The sequence below is a fragment of the Mesorhizobium sp. M0771 genome (assembly GCF_040320155.1).
Lineage (GTDB): Bacteria > Pseudomonadota > Alphaproteobacteria > Rhizobiales > Rhizobiaceae > Mesorhizobium.
In genome coordinates this window covers 1-23,478 of the sequence record NZ_JAMYPC010000010.1, presented here as the reverse complement: position 1 = coordinate 23,478, position 23,478 = coordinate 1, and the positions used below count along the sequence as shown (strand labels likewise).

Genomic DNA, 23,478 nt, shown 5'->3' with positions numbered 1-23,478 from the left:
CAAATAGCGGCGGGCCGTCTTTGACGGCTCGCCGTTATTCGCATGATATGAGAAGCACACAATCGCACTGCCGTCACCGCGGCGGTCTGTGAGGGAGGAGCCGTTCGTGCCGCACTGGCTACACCTGATGCTGGACTCGTTGCCGACACTGCTGTGGGCGGCGTTGATCTTCACCGTACCGCTGACATTGCTATCGTTCGCACTCGGCCTGTTCGTCGGCCTGGTTGTCGCCCTGGTGCGGCTGTTCGGCCCCAAGCCTCTGGTTGCCGTGGTCCGCTTCTATGTCTGGATCTTTCGCGGCACGCCGCTTCTGGTGCAGCTGTTCCTGATCTTTTACGGCCTGCCTTCGGTCGGCATATTGCTGGATGCTTTTCCGGCGGCGCTGATTGGCTTCACCCTCAACATAGGCGCCTACAGTTCGGAAATTATCCGCGCCGTGATCGGCTCGGTGCCGAAGGGCCAGTGGGAAGCGGCCTATTCGATCGGCATGACCTGGAGCCAGGCGATGCGGCGCACCATCCTGCCGCAAGCCGGCCGCGTCGCCGTGCCGCCGCTGTCCAACACCTTCATCTCGCTGGTCAAGGATACGTCGCTGGCCGCCGCCATCACCGTGCCGGAGATGTTCCAGGCGGCGCAGCGCATCGTCGCCACCACCTATGAACCGCTGATCCTCTATGTCGAGGCGGCGATCCTTTATCTGGCGATGAGCTCGGTGCTTTCGGCCTTGCAGACGCGGCTGGAGGAGCGGCTCAACCGCTATGGCGGCTTCCTGGAGGCGCGCTCATGATCGGCCTCACCGATATCGAAAAGCGCTTCGGCGACAATCTGGTGCTGAAGGGCGTGACGGTCACCATTGCCGAAGGCAGCGTCACCGCGCTTGTCGGTCCCTCCGGCGGTGGCAAGAGCACTCTGCTGCGCTGCATCAACCTGTTGGAGATCCCGACCTCGGGCATGGTGCGCATCGGCGACGAGACGCTGGAATTCCGTCCCGGCATCAAGATCCCCAGCCGCGACATCCAGCGCCTGCGGCTGCAGACCGGCATGGTGTTCCAGAACTTCCAGCTGTTCCCGCATCGCACCGCGATCGAGAACGTCATGGAAGGCCTGGTGACGGTGCTCAAATGGCCGACGGCAAAGGCGCGCGAGCGGGCACTGGCGCTGCTCGAGAAGGTCGGCATGGCGCACAAGGCGGACGATTGGCCGGCAACGCTGTCGGGCGGCCAGCAGCAGCGTGTGGCCATCGCCCGCGCCCTGGCGCCGTCGCCCAAGGTTCTGCTTTGCGACGAGCCGACCTCGGCGCTCGATCCGGAACTGGCGCAGGAAGTGGTCGACGTGCTCGGAAAACTCGCCAGCGAAGGCACCACCATGGTGATGGCCACGCACGACCTTCGCCTTGCCTCCAAGATCGCGCAGGAGGTGGTGTTCCTCGATGCTGGTGTCGTCGTCGAGAAGGGGCCGTCCACCGTGGTGTTCAGCAATCCGGAGCGGGAACGGACCAAGCGTTTTATTGCGACGCTGAAGCAGGAGGCGGAGAAGGAAGCCGGCGGCTGAGCCTTCTACGTTCCCCTTGTGGGGAGGTCGGACGGAAGGTCCGGGTGCGGTCTGGTGTCGTCCCCATCCTCGCTGCTTCGCAGCGACCCTGCCTGGGCGAGCCACGGGTCTCGCCCGTCCTTGGAACCCCACAAGGGGGAAAAAAACAAAAACCCGGCACAAGGCCGGGTTTTTCATGATTTCGACGGTGAAAGCGATCAGGCAGCTTCTTCCTGCTCGGCTTCCTCATTGTCGGCCTTGGCGCCGCGCTTCGGGCCCTTGTTGAGGTTGACCTCGATCAGGCGCACGGCTTCGGTTTCCGACATGCGGTTGACTGCCGCGATCTCGCGCGCCATGCGGTCGAGTGCCGCCTCATAGAGCTGACGCTCGGAATAGGACTGTTCCGGCTGGTTGTCGGCACGGTAGAGGTCGCGCACGACTTCCGAGATCGAGATCAGGTCGCCCGAATTGATCTTGGCATCATATTCCTGCGCACGGCGCGACCACATGGTGCGCTTGACGCGGGCGCGGCCCTGCACGACCTTCAGCGCGCGCTCGACATAATCCTCTTCCGACAGCTTGCGCATGCCGATGGAGGTCGCCTTGGCGACCGGAACCTTCAGGCGCATCTTGTCCTTCTGGAAGTCGATGACGAACAGTTCCAGCTTGTGGCCCGCAACTTCCTGCTCGTCGATCGAGACGATCTGGCCGACGCCGTGTGCCGGATAGACGATGTACTCGCCGGTCTTGAAACCGTGGCGTGCCGAGGTGGACTTCTTCTGCGGGGTGATCGTTGCCATTACGCCCTGAACTCCTTGTTGTGGCACCGGCGGCCTGCCGGTCCGAACGCATGCGACCGGGGACACCGATCGTTAGCCGCACAACAGATGAACCCATCGGAAAAAGCCGGGACCGGCAAACCGCATACATAGCGACTGCCTGGCCCAGATCGCTCTGGTCCGATTGGGGATTTCACCTTTCAGTGATTTGGGGCGCTTGCGCCATAAATCGACGTTGTGTCACCGGCATGTTTCAACTGGTGTAGCACAAAAAGTCGGAAGAATCAAGGTTTTGCTGCAAACGCGAAGGTCGAGCGCCATCGCCGCCTGTCAAGGCAGTTAATGTATGATGCGCGTTACGCAGCGTTATGAAGATCCAATAGGCCGCACTTTTTTGCTTTGCGCATCACCCTTTCCGAAATCGATTCCGATTCCAGCGTCATGTGCTCAGTCGCCTTCGCCGGGCTCGGCGGAGAAATATTTCTCGAACTTGCCGGCTTCGCCGTCGAAGCTCTTGGCATCTGCCGGAGGCTCCTTCTTGGCGGTGATGTTGGGCCATTTCTCGGCGTATTCGGTGTTGACCTGCAGCCATTTGTCGAGGCCCGGCTCGGTGTCGGGCTTGATTGCATCGGCCGGGCATTCCGGTTCGCAGACGCCGCAGTCGATGCACTCGTCGGGATGTATGACAAGCATGTTCTCGCCCTCGTAGAAGCAGTCGACCGGACAGACCTCGATGCAGTCCATGTACTTGCATTTGATGCAGTTGTCGGTCACGACATAGGTCATTGGTCGGCTCCGGGACGTCCCGTTCTTGCTAGAGCGACGTGCGTCCAATTGGACGCACAAAGTACGCTCTGACACTTTGAATCTGCGCATCGTGCCTTCCGAAAAATCGATTTCCGATTTTCGGGCCGATGCGGCGGCTTTTTTGGTGAGGTAACGCCTTTGCCTGCCGCTTGCAAGGGCAGCCATTGCAGGCGGGGCCCGCGTGTCCGGAATGAAATTCCAGACCGCCGGCATGGCGCAGACGGCCAAGGCTTCAGTCTTCGCCGAACAGCCGGTCGGTTTGCCTGCGCTCTTTCTTGGTCGGCCGGCCGCTGCCGGCGTCGCGCAGCGCCGGAATGGCATCGGCAACAGCCTCGCCTTTCGGCGCCGGCGGCGGGGACATGTCCTCGTAGAGCGTGCGCGCTTCCTCGGCCGGACCGCGCCGCACGCCGGTGCCAAGCACCTTCCAAATGAAAATGCGGCGCTCGTGCGTAATGGTCAAAACGTCGCCAGGCTTGACCAGATCGGAGGCCTGCGCTGCTTTGTCGCTGTTGATGCGGACGCGTCCGGCGACAACCAGCTTGGCCGCCAGCGAGCGCGATTTTATCGCGCGCGAAAAGAACAGCCACTTGTCGATGCGCTGACGACCTTCAGCAACCATCGCAGCGAACCTGGGGCTTATTTCTTCAGCTGGTCGCGCAATGCGGCGAGCTTGGCGAAGGGCGAGTCCGGATCGAAGCGCGCAGGGCGTTCCTCGCGTGGCTTGGCTTGGAAAGCCGGCTTGGCGCCTTGCGGTCCGCCTTTGCCTTCCGGCCTGCCGCCTTTCCAGTCAGGCCGGCCCTCGCGCGGACGCTCGCCTTGCGGCTTGCCGTCGCGGCGCTGTTCGCCCTCGGCCTGCGGCTTGGGCTTGAACTTCGAACGGTCGAAGCGTGGCTTGGCGGCACCGTCGCGCTGGTCGCGCCGGCCCTGATAGGCCGGCCGTTCGCCCGGTGCCGGCTGTCCGCCGGCAGCGTCGGCCGGCGCATCGGCGCGGCCAGCCTGGCCGTTACGCGGGCGATTGTCCCGGCCTTGACGATGGCGCGGGCGCTGCTCGAAACGACCCTGCCGCCACAGCAAGATGGGCTTTGGCGCTTCGGCCTCGGGGACAGGCTCAGCGCTTCCACCCTCCCCCTCGTGGGGAGGGTCGGCGCGCAGCGCCGGGGTGGGGGCAGCGCCGGCGTCGGCGGTTGCGCCTGAAGTGTCTGCTGTGTCTGCACCTGCTTCGTCAACGCTGTCACCCGCGTCGCTTCGCGCCGCGACCTCCGCCATCGAGGGGGAGGTAAGGGCGTCGGCGTTTTCGGCGACGGTGGCGTCGGCAGTGTCGTCAGCTTCCGCAACAGCCGGAGCTTCTTCCGCGATTTCTGCGTTAGCTTCGACTTGCTCGTCCGCGACAGGCTCTGCCGTTGCTTCCGCGATGGCTGGAGCTTCGGCGGTAGCTTCAGCGGCCGGAGTTGGCTCCGTACCCTCTTGAGGCGCGCCCGGCTGAGCGTCCGCAGCAACAGCCTCCGCTGCGGCTTCGGCGACGGGCTGCTCAGCCGCAGGCTCAGCGGCGGCAACCGCATCCGGCTCCGATCCAACGGCCGGCGCTTCAGCGACGGCTTCACTTGCAGCGGCTTCCGCCGCCTTGGCCTGTTCAGCTTTTGCAGCCGCGTCCGCAGCCAGCTTGGCGGCAGCCGCTTCCCGCGCCGCGTTGTCCTGTGCTTCCAGCCGCGCCTTGACCTCTGCCGGCGGCTTCGGCTCGGCGCGATAGCCGAGACCTTTCAGGATCTCTTCCATGTCGTCGGCGGTGGCGCCGAGGATGGACATCATCGGCGGCGTCACCATGAAGGACTGGCCGTCATAGGCGCCGTCCGGGCGCTGTCCCAGACCGGGCTTCCAGTTGGTCGCAGGCCGGATCAGGTCGGCCAGCCGTTCCAGAATGTCGATGCGCACGGCGCGGCGGCCGAGATTACGGTAGCCGGCGAGCTTGTAGAAGCTCTTGTCGAAAGCCGGATCGATGACCACCGAGGTGCGGCCGGAGGCCAGCGCGTGCACGACGTCGCCAAAGCCGGGCTTGTCCTTGCCGTCGTTCTTCAGCGCCCACAAAAGCGTGATCAGTCCGGCGGGCGCCGGCTTGATCAGCGCCGGCACGAAGACGTGGTAGGCGCCGAAGCGCACACCGAGCCGGCGCAAGGCGGCGCGACCCTCCTGGTCGAGCGACTTCATTTCCTCGGCGATGTCGCGGCGGTTGATGAGGCCGAAATGCTCGACGAGTTGGAAGGCGATGCCACGGCCGATGCCGGCGATCTGCTCGGCATTCTTCAAGTCGACCAGCGGCTTCAGCAAGGATTCGATCTGGAAATTGACGAAGCGCTCGGCGCGCGCGGCGACCTTGTCGCGGGCGGGACCGGTCAACTGCTCGTCGGCCAAAAGCACCAGGCGCGGCTTCAGCGCGTCCTCGCCGGCAACCAGCGTGCCGATCGGCGCGCCGATCCAGCGCAGCGTGCCGTCGGAGCCGAGCGCAAGGTCGCCATTGGCGCAGGCGCCGAAGCGTTCGGCACGTGCCTCGAACTCGGCGGCCAGCGCTTTTTGCGCTGCCGTACGCACGGCCTTGGCGTCTTCGCCGCCGGCGCTCTGATCGGCGGTGAAGCGGAACCCTTGCAACTCGCCGACATGATGGCCTTCGACAAGGACGGTTCCGGTAGGACTGATTTCGGCTTCAGGCATTGTATTTTCTCTAAGGCGCCGCATGAGGACGGAAGTCCTGCGGTCTACAAACCGTTTCGTCAACCGCTCATGCAGCGCATCCGACAATCTGTCTTCGATTTCGCGCGTCTTTTCCCGCCAGTGTGCCTGATCGGCCAGCCAGCCCGGCCGGTTGGACACGAATGTCCAGGTGCGGATCTGCGCAATGCGGTGCGACAGCGTGTCGATGTCCCCCTCGGTCGTATCGGCGCGGCGCACCTGCTCGGCCATGTAGTTCTCGTCGACATGGCCGTGTTTGGCGAGGTCGGTGTAGATAGAAGCGATCAGGTCGGAGTGCTGGGCCGGCGCGATCTTGCGGTAGTCCGGCAACGCGCAGGCTTCCCACAGCAGCGCGACGCGCTTGGCATTGGTAGCCAGCGCGCGGATGTCCTCGTCGCGGGAGAGATGTTCGAGCGCCTGGGCATCGACCGCCGGCAGCGCCCGCGTCAGGCCTTCGACCGGCGCGTTGGTTTCGATCGAGCGCTTCAGCGCGTCGAGGCTGGCGAAGTCGAAATGCGCGGTGCGCCATTGCAGCACCTTTACCGGATCGAACTCATGCCCCTCGATGCGCTTGACCAACTCCTCGTCCAGCGGATCGACCTGGCCGGTGACGCCGAAGGTGCCGTCGCGCAGATGCCGGCCGGCGCGGCCGGCGATCTGGCCGAGCTCGGCCGCCGTCAGGTTGCGGTACTGGTAGCCGTCGAATTTGCGGTTCTGGGCGAAGGCGACATGATCGAGATCAAGGTTGAGGCCCATGCCGATGGCGTCGGTGGCGACGAGATAGTCGACGTCGCCTGCCTGGAACATTGCCACCTGGGCGTTGCGGGTGCGGGGCGACAGCGCGCCGAGCACGACCGCCGCTCCTCCTTGCTGGCGGCGGATCAGCTCAGCGATGGCATAGACCTCGTCGGCGGAGAAAGCGACGATCGCCGTACGCCGCGGCAGGCGGGTCAATTTCTTCGAACCGGCATAGGCCAGGTGCGACAGGCGAGGGCGCGTCACCACCGAGACGCCTCTTAGCAGCTTTTGCAGGATGCCATGCATGGTGGCCGCGCCGAGCAGCAGCGTTTCCTGGCGCCCGCGCAGGTGCAGGATTCGGTCGGTGAAGATATGGCCGCGCTCGAGGTCGCCGGCGAGCTGCACCTCGTCGATGGCGACGAAGGCAACGTCGGTCTCGCGCGGCATGGCTTCGACGGTGCAGACCGAATATTTCGCGCCGGGCGGCTGGATTTTTTCCTCGCCGGTGATGAGCGCCACCTTGTGGGCGCCGACCTTTTCGCAGACGCGGGCATAGACCTCGCGCGCCAGAAGGCGGAGCGGCAGGCCGATAATGCCGCTCTCATGCGCCACCATGCGCTCGATGGCGAGATGGGTCTTGCCGGTGTTGGTCGGACCCAGCACGGCAGTCACGTCGCGGCCCGACAGGATCAGCGGCTCGGTGTGTTTCGGCTGGATGTTCATCGGCCTGGAGATGAGGCTTTCTGCATCGTGTTGTCGGGAGCGCGCCTCGCGTGGCGCGTATGACAGGCGACACATAGGGATTTCAGGCGCGAAGCGAAAGCGGAATGTTCCGGCCGGCAATCCCACGGTTCGTCTTTGAGGTCTCAATTAACAGTTGGAACGAGTCTGGAACGAATCGGCGACGAATCAGTGACTCCGGCAGATTCAGCTTTTGTTCACGGCTACATGTGGATTTTGCGAGCCTGAGTCTCACCATATGCTGAATCGCGGAAACTGGCCCGATTCCTGCAAGGCGACCATTGGCGTTAACCTTTGCCGGCGGGGCATCGTCGTGATCCGATACGCCTCGGCCAACATTATGAAATTGTTGAATTTTCTTAATCGGCCTTAACCATTTGCCGGTGATTTTCGGCCTTGGTCGTTAACGTTGCGCTCAAAGCCGGAACGAATCGGCGATGAATCAGCGATGGCGGGATTTTCCTGGTTTGTTCACCCCAACATGTTGTGTTATCCACAGCTTGTCCACCGAGAATTCACAGCTTGCGAACCGGGTTTTGCACAAGGCGCCTGGAAATCGTTAATCTTTGCGTGCCGGAACGGGTCAATGTCTAGCGCGCAGCCCGGGAACATCGCCGGCCGGCGATGAAAAAACGGGCCATAAGCCGGCCCGTCCTACCGGGCGAAATGCTGTCGTTCAGGCGAAATACTGGCCGCCATTGGCTGTGATGGTCGAACCGGTGATGAAGCCGGCGTCTTCGGAAGCGAGGAAGACGACGCAACGCGCGATCTCTTCCGGTTCGCCGAGGCGGCCGACCGGAATCTGCGGGATGATGCGTTCATTCAGCACCTTCTCGTCGATCGCCTTGACCATCTCGGTGGCGATGTAGCCGGGGCAGATGACATTGACTGTGATGCCCGCGCGCGCGCCCTCCTGCGCCAGCGCCTTCGAGAAGCCGATGTCGCCGGCCTTTGCGGCGGAATAGTTGACCTGGCCGGCCTGGCCTTTCTGGCCGTTGATGGAGGAAATGGTGATGACGCGGCCGAATTTGCGGTCGCGCATGCCGCCCCACAGCGGATGCGTCATGTTGAAGACCCCAGACAGATTGGTGTCGATGACTTCCTTCCACTGCTCGCGCGTCAGCTTGTGGAACATGGCGTCGCGGGTAATGCCGGCATTGTTGACCAGCACCGAGACCGGGCCGAGATCGGCCTCGACCTGTTTGATTCCGGCGGCACAGGCGTCGTAGTCGGCGACCGACCATTTGTAGGCCTTGATGCCGGTTTGTGCGCTGAACTTCCCCGCTGCCTCGTCATTGCCGGCATAGTTGGCTGCAACGGTGTAACCGGCATTCTTCAGGCCGATCGATATGGCGGCGCCGATGCCGCGCGATCCACCGGTGACGAGCGCTACTTTGGTCATTGAAAGTTCTTCCTCCCTTTGGTCGGAAGAAGGGAATAGGGAGTAGGGAGTAGCGAGTAGGGATCGATATCCCGCCGCGCTGCTCCTTGTTCCCCATTCACTACTCCCTATTCACTACTCACTTCTCTTTCACAGCGCTTCCACGCACAGAGCGACGCCCATGCCGCCGCCGATGCACAGCGTGGCAAGGCCCTTCTTGGCGCCGCGGCGGCGCATCTCGAAAACCAGCGTGTTGAAGACGCGGGCGCCCGACGCGCCGATCGGATGGCCGATGGCGATGGCGCCGCCATTGACGTTGACGATCGACGTATCCCAGCCCATGCCCTTGTTGACGGCGCAGGCCTGCGCGGCGAAGGCTTCATTGGCCTCGACAAGGTCGAGGTCCTTGACCGACCAGCCGGCTTTCTCGAGCGCCCGCTTCGAGGCGGGAATTGGTCCGGTGCCCATGATCGCCGGATCGACGCCAGCCGTCGCCCAGGATGCGATGCGCACCAACGGGGTGATGCCGCGCCGCGTGGCTTCGGCCTCGCTCATCAGCAGCGCGCCGGCGGCGCCGTCATTGATGCCCGACGCGTTGGCGGCGGTCACCGTGCCGTCCTTGTCGAAAGCCGGCTTCAGCTTGGACATGGCGTCGATGGTGGCGCCGTGGCGGATGTACTCGTCCTGGTCGACGACAGTGTCGCCCTTCCTGCCCTTGATCGTGAAGGCGACGATCTCGTCCTTGAACTTGCCGGCCTTCTGCGCGGCCTCGGCCTTGTTTTGCGAGGCCAGCGCAAACTGGTCCTGGTCGTCGCGGGTGATCTGGAACTGGCGGGCGACGTTCTCGGCGGTGTTGCCCATGTGGTAGCCGTTGAAGGCGTCCCACAACCCGTCCTTGATCATGGTGTCGATCATCTTGTAGTCGCCCATCTTGACGCCGGCGCGCAGGTGCTCGGCGTGCGGCGACAGCGACATCGATTCCTGGCCGCCGGCGATGATCACCGTGGCGTCGCCGGCGGCGATCTGCTGCATGCCGAGCGCGATGGCGCGCAGGCCCGAGCCGCAAACCTGGTTGAGGCCCCAGGCGGTCGTCTCCTTGGGCAGGCCGGCATTGATCGACGCCTGGCGGGCGGGGTTCTGGCCCTGCGCGGCGGTCAGCACCTGGCCGAGAATGACCTCGTCGACTTCGCCCGGCTCGACGCCGGCGCGCGCCAAAAGCTCCCTGATGACGACGGCGCCAAGTTCATGCGCCGGGGTGGCGGCGAAGGCGCCGTTGAAAGAGCCGACAGCCGTGCGTGCGGCGCTGGCAACGACGATTGAATTGGAAGCGGACATTTTTCTCTCCAGACTTCGAGGTGTCGTGTTCTTGGGGGCTTGTTGGGACTTTTCTTGCCCGTTCCACACCCCAAGTCAAACCGGAAATGGGCATGCCGGCCAAGCGCCGCAAGCAGGGCGCGGGCGGCCGGCGGGATCGCCCAACCTTTGCTGCGCAGCATAATTAGCCCGCCATGCAGCAATAAATGATGCCGCACTGCACAAAGCGCTTGGAATTATAGAGCTTTTGCGCATATCCTTAAAAATGGCGCAATCGTTACCGGCGGCTTACTCAGGCGCGCCGGTGTCCCGGGAGGATGCTGATGGCCGCGAAAGACGACCCTATCATTATCAAGAAATATGCCAATCGCCGGCTCTACAACACCGGCACCAGCACCTATGTCACGCTCGAGGATCTGGCCGAGATGGTCAAGAAGGGCGAGGAGTTCACCGTCCAGGACGCCAAGACCGGTGACGACATTACCCATCCGGTGCTGACGCAGATCATCTTCGAACTGGAGAACAAGGATGGGCAGAACATGCTGCCGATCCCGTTCCTGCGCCAGCTGATCGCTTTCTATGGCGACCAGATGCAGCAGATCGTGCCGAGCTTCCTCGAACAGTCGATGATGGCCTTCTCCAAGGAACAGGAGCGGTTCCGCGAGCAGATGAGGGGCGCGATCGGCAAGTCGCCGCTGGATGTGATGAAGATCGCCACGCCGATCAAGGCGCTGGAAGAGCAGACACGCCGCAACATGGAAATGTTCCAGAACGCGATGCGCCTGTTCACGCCCTTCCCGACCGCCGCCACAAATGCTGCGGCCGCGGCTGCACCCGAGCCGGCCCGCAAGGACGTCCCGGAAAAGAGCGGCGACGACCTTCAGGAACTGAAGCAACAGATCGCCGCCATGCAGCGCAAGCTCGACACCATGTCGTAAGCGACCGCCGCATGGTCGACCGCCCTCAGTTGGTCGAGGCGGCTGTCACGGGTCGATTTTCAGCTGCCACGGTTCCCAGATATCGTCGGGCTGGCCGTCGAGCGAGCGGTAGAAGGCTTTGGCCGGCGAGTTGGATTTCAGCACCGTCCATTTGATGGCGGAGGCGCCAATGCTCAAAGCGTGTTGGCGAAGCTGTTCAACAAGCGCATGGCCGACCCCCATGCCGCGCGTCGCTTCAGTGACGTAGAGTTCCTTCAGCCAGACAACCGGCTTCAGGTCGTAGGTCCAGGGGATGAGGTAGTGGACGGCGATGCCGACGATCACGCCCTCTCGCTCCGCCACCAACACGCCGAACCGGGGCGATGGCCCCAGCCCGTGCTCGATGAGGTTCGCTTCGGTGACGCGAAGCTTGTCGTCATAACCCTCGAAGACGGCTAGCGCCCGCATGAGGGCGAGCACCGCACCGACATCCTGGCGCTCGAATGGACGAATTCTAACCATCGCCTTCTGCATGCTTGCTCAGTCTTCAAGGCCGACCATATCGCGTGGCCTCACGCGTGCAAGACACCGGGCTCCTTGCCTGAAGCGAAAGGAAGGTCCTCGTCCTGCCAACCGGTTATGCCGCCGATCATGATCTTCACGGGACGACCGAGGCTGGCCAGCTTGAAGGCCGCCTGATCCGCGCCATTGCAATGCGGTCCCGCGCAATAGACGACGAACAGCGTCCTTTCGGGCCATTGCACCATCCGCCCGGCCGATATTTCGCGGTGGGGCAGATGCAGCGCGCCCGGCACATGGCGGCGTCCATAGGCTTCCGGCGAACCGACCACATGCAGGAGAACAAAGTCCGGCTCTCCGGCACGCAGTGCGGCGGCGACGTCGGAACAGTCGGTCTCGACGGAAAGCCGGCGCAGAAAATGGTCGCGGGCGATATCCGGCGATGCCGCCGGAATGTCTGTCACGTGGCTCATCCTCGTATCTCCATTGCTGATGCGACGGAGAGATAAGACAGGAAGCAGGGCGATTGCAGCTGGCAGCTTTGCCATATATCGTCAAGATCATGCCATCCTCTGCCAATCCGCGCCCTGCCAACCCTCTTGTCGTTGCCGTTGCCTATGACGGGCTGTGCACGTTCGAGTTTGGCGTGGCGGTTGAGATCTTCGCCTTGCCCCGGCCGGAAATGGGTGAGGATTGGTACCGTTTTGCGGTTGCCGGGATCGATGGCGGTGAAATGCGCGCGCTGGGCGGCGTGCGTATTGTTGCCGACGGCGGGATCGATCTGATCGGCCAGGCCGGCACGGTGATCGTACCGGGATGGCGCGGAACGGAGGCTCCGGTGCCGCCGGCGCTGATCGAGGCGCTTCGAAAGGCACACGAGCGCGGCTCTCGCATTCTTTCGATCTGTTCGGGCGTGTTCGTGCTTGCCGCCGCCGGCCTGCTTGCGGGCAAAAGGGCGACCACGCATTGGCGCTACAGCGAGAAGCTGACGGAGATGTACCCCGACATCACCGTGATCCCGGACGTTTTGTACATTGATGAGGGCAATGTGCTGACATCGGCAGGCAGTGCCGCGGGCATCGATCTTTGCCTGCATCTGGTTCGGCGCGACTTCGGCACCAAGGCTGCAAACATGGTGGCGCGCCGTCTGGTGGTACCGCCGCATCGCGACGGCGGCCAGGCGCAGTATGTCGAGAGTTCCGTACCCGAGCCACATGAGCGCAGCCGGCTTGGACCGTTGATCGACAGGATGCGCGCCGATATTTCTGCCGACTATCCCGTCGCCATCTTGGCCGAGCTTGCCGGGATGAGCGAGCGGACGTTCCTGCGCCGGTTCGCGGCCGCGACCGGCGTCACGCCGGCGCGCTGGCTGCTGTCGGAACGGCTTTCGCGGGCGTGCACGCTACTGGAAGACACCGCCATGCCGATCGAACGGATTGCCGAGACCGCCGGCTTTGGCGCGGCAGGCACGCTGCGGCATCATTTTCGTCAGCAGTTCGCCACGACGCCCGTCGCGTACCGTGCGCGGTTCGGGAACACGGCCAGGTCGGCTTAAGTCACGCGTCCCTCATAGCGGCCACGCGGCCTGATGATGCTGCCGCTAATGATCTGTTCGACCATATGCGCGGCCCAGCCGACACTGCGTCCGAGCGCAAACAGCTGGAACGGTGCATCGCGCGGCAAGCCAAGGCCGCGCGTTAGTGTGGCCAGGGCGAAGTCGATGTTGGGCTGGGCACCGACCGCCGCCATGGCGGCTTTTTGCAGCTGTTGCAGCGTCTCGTCGACAGGGATGACTTCCAGAAGTGCGGTGGCACGGGGATCGCCGTCGGGATAGAGCGGATGGCCGAACGCCGGCAAGGGCCGATCATGGCCGAGCCAGCGCCGGATCGCCGCATCCGCGCCGTGGGCTGCTGCATCTTCAGCCAGTTGCATCGCCGCTTCGCCGGCGCCACCGTGGCGCGGGCCGGACAGCGTTGCCAGGCCGGCCAGCAGGCATGCGGCAGGCGAGGCGCCTGTGGACGCTGCGACGCGGGCGGCGAAGGTCGATGCGTTGAGTTCATGATCGGCGAGCAGGACGAGGGCGCAGCGGATCGCTTCCGCGCCGGCATCATCCACCGACCAGCCCTGCGCCAGGCGCTTATGGACGGGCGCTGTGCCGGCTTCAGCGCCCAGCGACTGCGCCAGCGCTCCGACTGTGCGCGCGGCCTCGGTGCACAGCGAGGCGGCGCTGCGTCCTAGCGAAGGCCGCCCGTGGCCTGCAAGCATGGCAAGCTGCGCAAAGGCCGAGGCGCGGCCGACTGGATGAGGCGCTTCAGATGACGGAGCTTTGAAAGCCACCGGTTCAGGCGAGGCCCAGAGCACAGCAGCGGTTTCCTCCAGCGTCGCCGCTTTGGAGAGCGCAACGGCGTCTTGCCCTCGGTAGATGAGGCTCCCGTGCAGAACGGTCGAAATTGCTGTTGCGATCGAGGGTTCGCCCCAGGCGATCGCACTCTCGGCGATGGCCGAGGGACTGCGGCCGCGCGCCCGGCGGGTCGCCAGTGCGGCGATGTCGTCGGCGCGGTACTGGCTGCGGCGCGGGTCGCTCTCATCCGGCCGCATGCCGATGCGGCCACGGCTGACATAGGCGTAGAGCGTCTGCGGCCGGACCTTGAGCCTTTCCAGCGCCTCTTCCCGCGACAGCCATTCGGACATTTTTAGCCCATACATTGATTATATTGATCAAGATTGATCGAGGCGCAGCCTAACCCTTATCTCCCATGCAGAAAAGCTGCAAGGAGATGAGATATGGCGAACGGGCTCGATGATGTGGTGGCGGCGGAGACCGTGCTCTCCGATGTCGATGGCCTTGGCGGCCGCCTGACGATCCGCGGTCATTCGCTGCCGGAATTGGCGGGACGCTGGCGCTATGCAAGTGGTTCGCCTGTTGCTCGACGGCTTCTTCGACGGCCTTCCCGGCGATGCCGAACTGGCAGCGAGGCTGGGCAAGGCTCGCGTCGAGGTGTTCGAGCGGCTTGCGCCCTCGCTGCCGCTGCTCGCACCGCTCGAGATCTATAGCGCCATGCGCGCCGGCATGGCGCTGCTGCCGGATGGCGAGACGCTGACGGACGCCTTGCGGCTGATCGCGGCGCCCGCCGTGCTGACGCCGGCTCTGCTGCGGCTGGCGCGCGGCGAGCAGCCGACCGCACCTGACGCTAAGGCCGATCATGCCGCCGACATGCTGAGGATGCTCGAGGGATCCGTCCCGTCGCCGGCGCTGGCAAGGGCACTCGACACCTATCTGGTGACCGTGTGCGATCACGGCCTCAACGCCTCGACCTTTGCCACCCGCGTCGTCGCATCGACGCTGGCAGGGCTGACATCGTCGGTGCTGGCCGGGCTCGGCGCGCTCAAGGGGCCGCTGCACGGCGGCGCGCCCGGCCCGGTGATCGAGATGCTCGATGCAATCCAGGCGCATGGCGACGCGGCCGGTTGGCTGCGCGAGAAGGTCGCGCATGGCGAGCGCATCATGGGTTTCGGCCATCGTATCTACCGCGTGCGCGATCCGCGCGCCGATGTGCTGAAAGCCGTCGTGCGGCAGCTCGGCAGCGAAGGCGAAGCCGGCCGCCGCCTGGCCTTCGCCGAACAGGTCGAGCAGACGGCGCTCGAAGTGCTGCGGATCGCCAAGCCGCAGCGCTCGCTGCAGACCAATGTCGAGTTCTACACAGCGCTTGTGCTTGAGGCGGCGGGCTTTCCGCCACAGGCGTTCAGCAATGTCTTTGCCGCCGGACGTGTCGCCGGCTCGATCGCGCATGCGCGCGAACAGCAGACGACCGGGCGGCTGATCCGGCCACAGTCGCGCTATGTCGGGCCGGTGCCGGACCTCGTGGCCTGAGGTTCCAAGTTCAGATTGTTGCGAGAGGACCCCACCCTAGCTTGCCGGGGCGAGCCACGGGTCTCGCCCGTCCTTCGGACCCCCACAAGGGGGAGGGCAGCTGGCGCCCGCCGCCGAAACGTCGGTGGCTTGCTGAGATCAGCGTCTACCAAGTCTCCCTCCCCCTTGTGGGGAGGGATCAAGGGTGGGGGTATTCGTAGGGCGAAGACCTCGGCGTGGAGGACCATTCCCCATGACCAAATTTCATGTGATCACGCGACCGTGTTCGTGTTCTTGCCTTGGTCATCCCTTATATGCTGCACTGCAATATAAGTCCGCTGCCGTCGAACCCGCCCGATTTCCGGGCGGAATGAGGCAGCAGCGACCAAACCGAACAGGAACGCCATGACCAAAAACGGCAAGGCGGAGGAAACGAAGAAGATCAACATCGCGCTGCAGGGCGGCGGCTCGCACGGGGCTTTCTCCTGGGGTGTACTCGACCGGCTGCTGGAGGATGGCAGGCTCGACATTTCAGCCGTGTCCGGCACCAGCGCCGGCGCCATGAATGCGGTGGCGCTGGCCGATGGGTTTGTGCGCGCCGGCGTCGAGGGTGCACGGCAAAAGCTCGACGACTTCTGGCGCGCGGTGGCGGCCAAGGGCCGCTTCAGCCCGGTGCAGCGCATGCCGTGGGACGTCGCCTGGGGCAACTGGTCGATCGAGAATACGCCCGGCTATTTCTTCTTCGACACCATGTCCCGAGTGTTCTCACCCTATGTCGCCAATCCGCTGGGCTTGAACCCGCTGCGCGACGTGGTCGAGCAGGAGATCGATTTCAAAAATGTCCACGCCTGCAAGTCGATGGAGCTGTTCATTTCGGCGACCAATGTCGAGACCGGCCAGCTGCGCGTCTTTTCCGACGGCGAGATCGACCTCGACACGGTGATGGCCTCGGCCTGCCTGCCGCAATTGTTCCGCGCCGTCGAGATCAAGGGCGTGCCCTATTGGGATGGCGGCTATGGCGGCAATCCGGCGCTGTTTCCGTTCTTCAAGACGGCGGCGACCGAGGATGTGCTTTTGGTGCAGATCAATCCGGTGGTGCGCGAGGGCACGCCGAAAAGCGCCAATGAAATCCAGAACCGCATCGACGAGATCACCTTCAATGCCGGGCTGCTGAACGAATTCCGCTCGATCGCCTTCGTCAAGGAGCTGATCGCCGCCGGCCGGCTGCCGCCTGGCGAATACCGCGACATCCGCATGCACCGCATCGATGCCGACGAAGCGTTCAAGGATCTGTCGGCGTCATCCAAGGTCAACGCCGAATGGGCTTTTTTGACCTATTTGCGCGACCTTGGCCGCATAGCGGCGAGCGACTGGCTGGAGGAGAATTACGACGCCGTCGGCAAGCGGCCGACGCTCGATCTTTCCGGCGAACTCGATGACGGCTTCAAACCGGTGCGCGGGCCGGCACCGGGACGGCGGGTGAAGGAATTTCTCGCCGCCCGCAAGAAGCCGGACGCGGAACGCCGGCGGGCCTGAGTCCGCCCGGATCGATCAAGACGATCAGCGAAGTGTTCGGAAAATCGGAGTAGCGCCGATGACTTTCCGTCCCGGAACAATCGTTGCGTGTGACGGTATACAAAATCATACTGACGCCTGCTGCCATTCACTCAGTGGCTACGCAGGTCGCGCCCACATTTGAGCGTCAAAAACTAGTGCGGGCACGGGGGGTGTCAGTGCTCAAAACGCCTTGAAAACAAAGCGCCTCCAACATCCGTATGGTTCCGAGACTGTGGTTCCGCCGCCTGACGGGGCGCCGATAAAACCGTTTTCGTTGGCCACACTACATCGCCTGGCACAATGTTCCTGCAACTTTTCGACTGTATTGCGATGCAACTTTGATGTAGAAGCGCGGCTTCGCCGTTCACGGTAAATTGAACACGGCCTGGCGCGCACCCATATCGGCGACGCGCCCGAGTTGGAAGACACGGTAGCTGTTAGACGACGGACTCCTGTTGGATAACGACTTGGCCGAACCCCGCAGTGGAAAAACAATGATGCCGAAGATCAGGTTTCACAAGCTTGCCGCTATTGTCGTGCTCATCGGCTTCGCCGCCTGGATGGGAACAGGCGCGTTCTCGTCCGTCGGCAGCGCCGCTGTCGAAGGTGCTGGCAAGGCAGGCGATCAGGCCAAGCCGGGCGATCAGGCCAAGGCACCGGATGCAACCAAGACCGCCGAGGCCGAACCGAAGGCGCCGCTGCGCACCGTCGCGGTGGTGACGCCGCCGCGCAAGACCTATGCCCGCGCCATCCGCATTTCCGGGCTGACCGAGGCCGACAAGCGCGCCGTGCTGGCGACGCGCGTCGCCGGCGTCATCGAAAAGCTGCCGGTCAAGCAGGGCGATCACGTCAAGACCGGCGACCTGGTGCTGATGCTGGCGGCCGAAGAAAAGATCTCGATGGTCGACAGTGCCAGGCAGCTCGTCGCGCAGCGCCAGGCTGAACTCGACGCATCGCTGCGGCTCATGAAGACCGGCAATCTGCCCAAGCTGCAGCTCGACACGGCGCGTTCGAACCTGACCGCTGCGCAGTCGCAGCTGGAAACGGCGCAGGCCGAACTCGACCGCAATCTGGTCAAGGCGCCCTTCGACGGCGTCATCGACCGGGTGCCGGTGGAGCTCGGCAGTTCCGTCATGCAGGGCGGCGAGGTGGCAACCATCCTCAAGCTCGATCCGGTGATTGCGCGCGGTGAAGTCAGCGAACGCGACCTCGGCTATCTCAAGCTCGGCGACAAGGCTGCTGTCCGGCTGGTCAGCGGCCAGACCGTCGAAGGCACCGTGCGCTACATCAGCCGCGACGCCTCGTCGGCGACGCGCACCTTCCGCGTCGAGATCGCCGTCCCCAATGCCGACGGCTCGGTGCCGGCCGGCATGACGGCAGAGATTGCGCTCAGCGCGCAGCCGACCGACGCCGTCATGTTGCCGCGCTCCGTGGTGACGCTGGGCGACAAGGGAGACCTCGGCATCCGCGCCGTCGACAAGGACAACAAGGTGGTGTTCTTCCCGATCGACCTGGTCGATGACTCGCCGAAGGGCCTGGTGCTTGGCGGCATTCCCGCCGATGCCCGCGTCATCGTCGCCGGCCAGGAGCTCGTCAAGGAAGGGGACGTCGTCAAGCCGGTCGAGGCCGACCAGGCGACCATCCAGAAACTGTTGGGCGAAGCGACAACGCAGTAGCGCCGGGTGGCCCCGGGCGGGGACAACCGGCCGCCATGCGGCTCCTGAAATCTTGAGAACAGGCCATGGATATCGTCAAACTCGCGATCAACAATGCCCGGCTGACCATTGCGGTGCTGGTCTTCCTGCTGCTGGCGGGCTGGGTCGCCTATCAGTCGACACCGAAGGAAGCGGAACCCGACGTTCCTACCCCTTATGTTTATATAAATGTTGCCTATCAAGGCATCGCGCCCGAAGACGCTGAAAGACTTCTGCTTAGGCCTCTGGAGGCAAAGCTTAAGAGTCTCAAGGGGTTAAAGGAGATGAAATCATCCGCCTATCAGGGCGGTGCCTTTGTCTTCCTTGAGTTTCTGCCGTCTATAAAAGTCGACACCGCGGTGACTGATACACGCTCGAAGGTTCAGGACGCGAAGGCTGACCTTCCCCAAGCGGCAGAAGAACCGGTTGTTACCGAGGTCAACATTTCCGAGTTTCCCGTCCTGGTCGTCACGCTGTCCGGCGATGTGCCCGAGCGTGTGCTTACGGCGGCGGCGCGCGAACTGCGCGACCGCATCGAGGAAGTCCCGGGCGTTCTTGAGGGCACCATACAAGGCGCGCGCGACGATCTCGTCGAGGTCGTCATCGACCCGATGAAGCTGTCCTCCTACGGCCTGCAGCTCGACCAGTTGATCGGCGCGGTCGGCGCTTCCAACAGCCTGGTCGCCGCCGGCAATATCGAGGGTTCGGAAGGCAAATACGCGGTCAAGGTGCCGTCGCTGATCGAGACACCCGAGGATGTCGCGTCCTTGCCGGTGGTCGCCGGCCCCAATGCCGTCGTGCAGGCGAAGGACATCGCCACGGTGCGTTCGACCTTCGCCGACGCCGAGACCATCACTCGCCTCAACGGCAAGCCGGCCATCGCCATCGAAGTCAAGAAGCGCATCGGCGCCAACCTGATCGACACGCTGGCCAAGGTGCGGGAAGTGTCCGACGCCTACGTCAAGACGATGCCGGAAGGCATGAACATCACCTACACGCAGGACAAGTCTGTCTTCGTCAACCAGCTGCTGGGCGACCTGCAGAACCACGTGATGATCGCCGTCATCCTGGTGTTCATCGTCATCCTCTATGCGCTGTCGGGCCGCGCCTCGCTGCTGATCGGGCTTGCCATTCCGTCATCCTTCCTGATCGGCATCCTGCTGCTTGCGATGATGGGCTACACGATCAACATGATCGTGCTGTTCAGCCTTATCCTGGCGGTCGGCATGCTGGTCGACGACGCCATCATCGTCACCGAATTTGCCGAACGGCGCATGGGCGAAGGCATGCCGAAGGCGGAAGCCTTCACGCTGGCCGCCAAGCGCATGGCCGGTCCGGTCATCGCCGCGACCATGACCCGCATCGCGGCGTTTTCGCCGCTGCTGTTCTGGCCCGGCATCATCGGCGACTTCATGAAATACATGCCGATCACGCTGATCGTCACGCTGTCGGCCTCGATGCTTTATGCGCTGGTGTTCGCGCCGACGCTGGGCGCGCTTTTCGCCAAGGCGCCGGAGCATCACGAGGAACACAATCGCGACGGCTGGTACATGGCGCTGGTCAAACAGGCGGTGCGCTTCCCCATCACCGTGCTGGTGCTCACCGCCGTGCTGCTCACCGGCGTCGGCTTCGCCTATTCGAAATATGGCGCCGGCGTCGAGTTCTTCCCCAGCGTCGAGCCCGATTACGGCCTGCTCTATGTGCATGCCCGCGGCAATCTCTCGCTGGCCGAAATGGACACGGCGACCAGGATCGCCGAAAACCGGCTGCTTGGCTGGCCTGGCGTCAAATCGGTCTATACCCGCGTCGGCAAGACGCAGGGCGGCGGACAGGACGTGCCGGAGGACGTCGTCGGCGTCATCCAGTATGAGTTCATCGACTGGCGCGAGCGCAAATCGGCGAACAATATCCTGGATGAGCTGCGCACCGTCATGGCCGGCATTCCCGGCGTCGATGTCGAAGTGCGCGTGCCGGAGGCCGGTCCTCCCACGGGCAAGGCGGTGCAGCTGCGGCTTTCGGCCATCGACCCCAAAGGGCTCGACGACCAGGCCCGCGCGGTTGCGGCGCGCATTGCCAAGGTGCCCGGTGTCATCGACGTTTCCGACGGCCTGCCGCCGCCCGGCGTCGACTGGGCGCTCGAGGTCGACCGCGCCAAGGCGGCGCAATACGGTATCAGCCCGACCGCCGTCGGCACGGTGGTGCAACTGGTGACCAACGGGTTGAAGCTGTCCGAGTACAGGCCTGCCGGCGCCGACGATGCCGTCGACATCAGGCTGCGGCTGCCTGAAGACCGCCGCACGCTGTCGACGCTCGACGAGCTCCGGGTGCAGACTGCGCAAGGCTCGGTGCCGATCTCCAACTTCGTCGTGCGCAAGCCGGAGCCGACCGTCGGCATCCTCAACCGCATCGATGGCGCCCGCACAGTGGTCGTCCAGGCCAACGTCGCCGCCGGTAACCAGGTTGCGGCGGTGCAGGCGGAGGTGACCAAGGCGGTCACCGACATGAAGCTCGACAACGGCATACGCTGGAAGCTGGCGGGGTCGAACGAGGACAGCGCCGAAGCCAGCGCCTTCCTCGGCAAGGCCTTCGGCGCGGCGATCTTCCTGATCTTCCTGGTGCTCTTGATGCAGTTCAACAAGTTCACCAGCGTGCTTCTGGTGCTGTCCTGCGTGGTCATGGCGACGATCGGTGTGTTCCTGGGGCTGCTGCTGACCGGCGAAGCCTTCGGCATTGTCATGTCGGGCATCGGCGTCATCGCGCTGGCCGGCGTGGTGGTGAACAACAACATCGTCTTGATCGACACCTATGACCGGCTGCGCGAAGAGGGCTGGGACAAGATGGAGGCGGTGCTGCAGACCTGCCGCGAACGTGCCCGCCCGGTCGTGCTGACGGCGGTCTCGGCCATCCTTGGCGTGCTGCCGATCGCCTTTGGCCTCGGCCTTGAAATCTTCCATCACGAGACGACGATCAACGCGCCGTCGACGCAATGGTGGATTTCGCTGTCGTCGGCCATCGTCTTCGGCCTGTCCTTCGCCACGCTGCTGACGCTGGTGGTGACGCCGTCCATGCTGATGATCTTCACGCGCAGCAAGAACAGCCGCTTCTACGCGTTCTTCCGCCGGCTGTTCGGGCGCGAAAAGAAAAGGGATGCGTCCACAGGGCCGAAGCCGGGTCCGCTCGATGAGCCGGCAATCGCCTTCCCGAAAGCCGCGGAATAGCTGCATTCGAGCAGTCGGACAAAAGGCCGTCCGGAACAACCGGGCGGCCTTTTGCATTGTCCCTCCGTATCCGACCAGCAAGGCGAGGGACTCTTAATGACCGTCAGCACCATCCTCATCATCGTTCTAGTCCTGATCCTGATCGGCGCCGTACCGGCCTGGCCACACTCGCGCTCCTGGGGTTATGGGCCATCGGGCATCGTCGGCATTGTGCTGGTGGTGCTGCTGATCCTGGTGCTGATGGGCAGGGTTTGATCGGGGCAAGAGACCTCTGCGATCAGCGTTTCCTCGCCCGATGAAGTGCTGGCAATAGGCATACGGCGCGCCCGCCCCCACTCCGGCCGCTGGGCGGCCACCCTCCCCCATGTCCATGAGGGAGAGGAAATGCCAAGCTTTTCAAGGCCACGACCTCGGCGGTTAGCATTTCCTCTCCCCCACGAATGTGGGGGTAGAGGTGGCTCGGCGAAGCCGAGACGGAGTGGGGGAACGCCTATGCGATTGGCCTGAAATCGAGATGACGAGCACACGCTGTTCCCCCTTGGCCACCCCGCTCCCTTGCGTATACGCTGCCCGCACAACAATCACCGAGGGAGCCATCAAGGTGAACACCGCCAGCCCGCCCAGGCCGCTCGCCGAGATCGCCAGCTATCACGCCCACATCTACTATGACGGGAAAGCCGAACGGCAGCAGGCCGAATGGCTGCGCCTGCGCATCGGCGAACGCTTCCGCGTGCGCCTGGGCAACTGGCGCGACGAGCCGGTCGGCCCGCACGAACAGGCCATGTACCAGGTCTCCTTCGCCACCGAGATCTTCGCCACGCTGGTCCCCTGGCTGATGCTGAACCACAGCGGCCTCAGCATCCTCATCCACCCCAACACCACCAACCCCAAGCGCGACCATCTGGTCGATCCGATCTGGATCGGGCGGCCGCTGGGGGTTCATGGCGAGGTGCTGGGCGAGGAGGACGAGGCGGAAGACGCGCTGGAGGTGAACACGGAGCCGACGCTGGGGGCGTAGGGAGGCGTTCTGCAAAGTAGAGACTTGGCCTTGGAGACGCGTTCGCCAGTAGCCTAGCTCAGGCATGCATGACAGGCCGCTTTGCGCCTCAAGCCGTATCCTATGCCTTCATCATTACTTCGTCGAAGGTGCCGAACCAGCGCGGGGCCGTTGGAGCGATGGACCGTCAATTGATGGCAAGGGAGAGTTCTCCTTGGTCGCCGGTACGCCGAGGCGGGGTCGCCGAATAGGCAAAGATTGCAATAGAGGAGGCAGCCGGCACTCGTTCCCGCAGGGTCGGGCGCACCCGTTCGTACGGAACAACTGGCGCTCCGCACGAGGGACAGGGCAACTCACTGGTGCCTGGGTGCGTGCCTGACGAAGCTCTTCGTTTCGGCTGAGATAAATGCTCTCACTTACGGAACATCGCAGGTTCGTCGAAGTTGGAAAGCTACGGAGGACGTGCACATGAACAGTGTAATCTATCTTATCGGCCTTATCGTCGTCGTGCTCGCGGTCCTCTCCTTCCTCGGTTTTCACTAGGTGGCCTCATGCAGCATGAGAAGGATCAGGGCGGACAGCCCACCGATTTCGACAAGGCGAAAAGCGACGTCTCCGAAAGACTTCGCCAGGAAAATGAGCGTGCCAGCGAGTTGCTTCACGACGCGCGGGACGAGGTGACCCGTAAGGCTGGCGACTATGCATCTGAAGCCAC

General features: G+C 63.8%; 18 protein-coding genes and 1 pseudogene. 10 read left to right on the top strand and 9 right to left on the bottom strand.

Features of this window, described 5'->3' with window-relative positions; translation table 11 throughout:
* The first annotated feature begins 106 nt into the window (after positions 1-106).
* Together NKI05_RS16730 and NKI05_RS16725 are read left to right on the top strand one after the other, a co-directional pair.
* On the top strand, positions 107-787 hold the full coding sequence (locus tag NKI05_RS16730; RefSeq protein ID WP_023693608.1) for an amino acid ABC transporter permease: 681 nt from the start codon (positions 107-109) through the stop codon (positions 785-787).
* Positions 784-1,551, top strand: coding sequence for an amino acid ABC transporter ATP-binding protein (locus NKI05_RS16725; protein ID WP_023673665.1), 768 nt, complete (start codon positions 784-786; stop codon positions 1,549-1,551). Before NKI05_RS16730 ends, NKI05_RS16725 begins: the two co-directional genes overlap by 4 nt.
* A gap of 197 nt (positions 1,552-1,748) precedes the next feature.
* Here NKI05_RS16725 and NKI05_RS16720 read toward each other — a convergent pair whose 3' ends face one another.
* From NKI05_RS16720 to NKI05_RS16695, 6 genes are all read right to left on the bottom strand, one after another.
* Positions 1,749-2,330, bottom strand: a complete 582-nt coding sequence (locus NKI05_RS16720) for a CarD family transcriptional regulator (protein ID WP_023673664.1) — start codon at positions 2,328-2,330, stop codon at positions 1,749-1,751.
* A 426-nt stretch (positions 2,331-2,756) separates the two neighbouring features.
* Positions 2,757-3,095: a ferredoxin FdxA gene (gene fdxA, locus NKI05_RS16715; RefSeq protein ID WP_013529180.1), complete on the bottom strand. Its 339-nt coding sequence runs from the start codon at positions 3,093-3,095 to the stop codon at positions 2,757-2,759.
* Between the two features lie 253 nt (positions 3,096-3,348).
* On the bottom strand, positions 3,349-3,735 hold the full coding sequence (locus tag NKI05_RS16710; protein WP_023673663.1) for an RNA-binding S4 domain-containing protein: 387 nt from the start codon (positions 3,733-3,735) through the stop codon (positions 3,349-3,351).
* Positions 3,736-3,752: 17 nt separating this feature from the next.
* Entirely contained in the window at positions 3,753-7,298 is a 3,546-nt protein-coding gene (locus NKI05_RS16705) for a helicase-related protein (RefSeq protein ID WP_352792765.1), read from the bottom strand.
* A gap of 694 nt (positions 7,299-7,992) precedes the next feature.
* Complete coding sequence (gene phbB, locus NKI05_RS16700) at positions 7,993-8,718, bottom strand: acetoacetyl-CoA reductase (protein ID WP_023698448.1); 726 nt, start codon at positions 8,716-8,718, stop codon at positions 7,993-7,995.
* Between the two features lie 129 nt (positions 8,719-8,847).
* The gene (locus tag NKI05_RS16695) at positions 8,848-10,032 is read right to left on the bottom strand and encodes an acetyl-CoA C-acetyltransferase (RefSeq protein ID WP_023673832.1); all 1,185 of its coding nucleotides are present in this window, start codon (positions 10,030-10,032) and stop codon (positions 8,848-8,850) included.
* Positions 10,033-10,334: 302 nt separating this feature from the next.
* Between NKI05_RS16695 and phaR the strand changes: the two genes are divergently transcribed.
* A complete protein-coding gene (phaR, locus tag NKI05_RS16690) occupies positions 10,335-10,949 on the top strand; it encodes a polyhydroxyalkanoate synthesis repressor PhaR (RefSeq protein WP_023816382.1) in 615 nt (204 codons plus the stop codon).
* Between the two features lie 45 nt (positions 10,950-10,994).
* Here phaR and NKI05_RS16685 read toward each other — a convergent pair whose 3' ends face one another.
* Both NKI05_RS16685 and NKI05_RS16680 read right to left on the bottom strand, forming a co-directional pair.
* Positions 10,995-11,450: a GNAT family N-acetyltransferase gene (locus NKI05_RS16685; RefSeq protein ID WP_031194243.1), complete on the bottom strand. Its 456-nt coding sequence runs from the start codon at positions 11,448-11,450 to the stop codon at positions 10,995-10,997.
* 50 nt (positions 11,451-11,500) lie between these two features.
* The gene (locus tag NKI05_RS16680) at positions 11,501-11,920 is read right to left on the bottom strand and encodes a rhodanese-like domain-containing protein (RefSeq protein ID WP_023702797.1); all 420 of its coding nucleotides are present in this window, start codon (positions 11,918-11,920) and stop codon (positions 11,501-11,503) included.
* Positions 11,921-11,988: 68 nt separating this feature from the next.
* Here NKI05_RS16680 and ftrA point away from each other — a divergent pair, with 68 nt between their 5' ends.
* On the top strand, positions 11,989-13,002 hold the full coding sequence (ftrA, locus tag NKI05_RS16675; protein WP_352792763.1) for a transcriptional regulator FtrA: 1,014 nt from the start codon (positions 11,989-11,991) through the stop codon (positions 13,000-13,002).
* On the opposite strand, the gene NKI05_RS16670 is transcribed toward ftrA, so the two are convergent.
* The gene (locus tag NKI05_RS16670; RefSeq protein ID WP_023816384.1) at positions 12,999-14,138 is read right to left on the bottom strand and encodes a citrate synthase; all 1,140 of its coding nucleotides are present in this window, start codon (positions 14,136-14,138) and stop codon (positions 12,999-13,001) included. The genes ftrA and NKI05_RS16670 overlap by 4 nt on opposite strands.
* 93 nt (positions 14,139-14,231) lie before the next feature.
* Here NKI05_RS16670 and NKI05_RS16665 point away from each other — a divergent pair.
* From NKI05_RS16665 to NKI05_RS16640, 6 genes and pseudogenes are all read left to right on the top strand, one after another.
* A pseudogene (locus NKI05_RS16665) lies at positions 14,232-15,318 on the top strand (citrate synthase/methylcitrate synthase).
* A 384-nt stretch (positions 15,319-15,702) separates the two neighbouring features.
* Complete coding sequence (locus NKI05_RS16660; RefSeq protein ID WP_023832039.1) at positions 15,703-16,833, top strand: patatin-like phospholipase family protein; 1,131 nt, start codon at positions 15,703-15,705, stop codon at positions 16,831-16,833.
* 518 nt (positions 16,834-17,351) lie between these two features.
* Positions 17,352-18,530, top strand: a complete 1,179-nt coding sequence (locus NKI05_RS16655) for an efflux RND transporter periplasmic adaptor subunit (RefSeq protein WP_023816386.1) — start codon at positions 17,352-17,354, stop codon at positions 18,528-18,530.
* A gap of 65 nt (positions 18,531-18,595) precedes the next feature.
* On the top strand, positions 18,596-21,766 hold the full coding sequence (locus NKI05_RS16650; RefSeq protein ID WP_023734748.1) for an efflux RND transporter permease subunit: 3,171 nt from the start codon (positions 18,596-18,598) through the stop codon (positions 21,764-21,766).
* 96 nt (positions 21,767-21,862) lie between these two features.
* On the top strand, positions 21,863-22,021 hold the full coding sequence (locus tag NKI05_RS16645) for a DUF3309 family protein (protein ID WP_023734747.1): 159 nt from the start codon (positions 21,863-21,865) through the stop codon (positions 22,019-22,021).
* A gap of 346 nt (positions 22,022-22,367) precedes the next feature.
* Positions 22,368-22,784 (top strand): DOPA 4,5-dioxygenase family protein, encoded by a 417-nt coding sequence (locus NKI05_RS16640; RefSeq protein WP_245261959.1) that lies wholly within the window; start codon positions 22,368-22,370, stop codon positions 22,782-22,784.
* Positions 22,785-23,478: the final 694 nt, after the last annotated feature.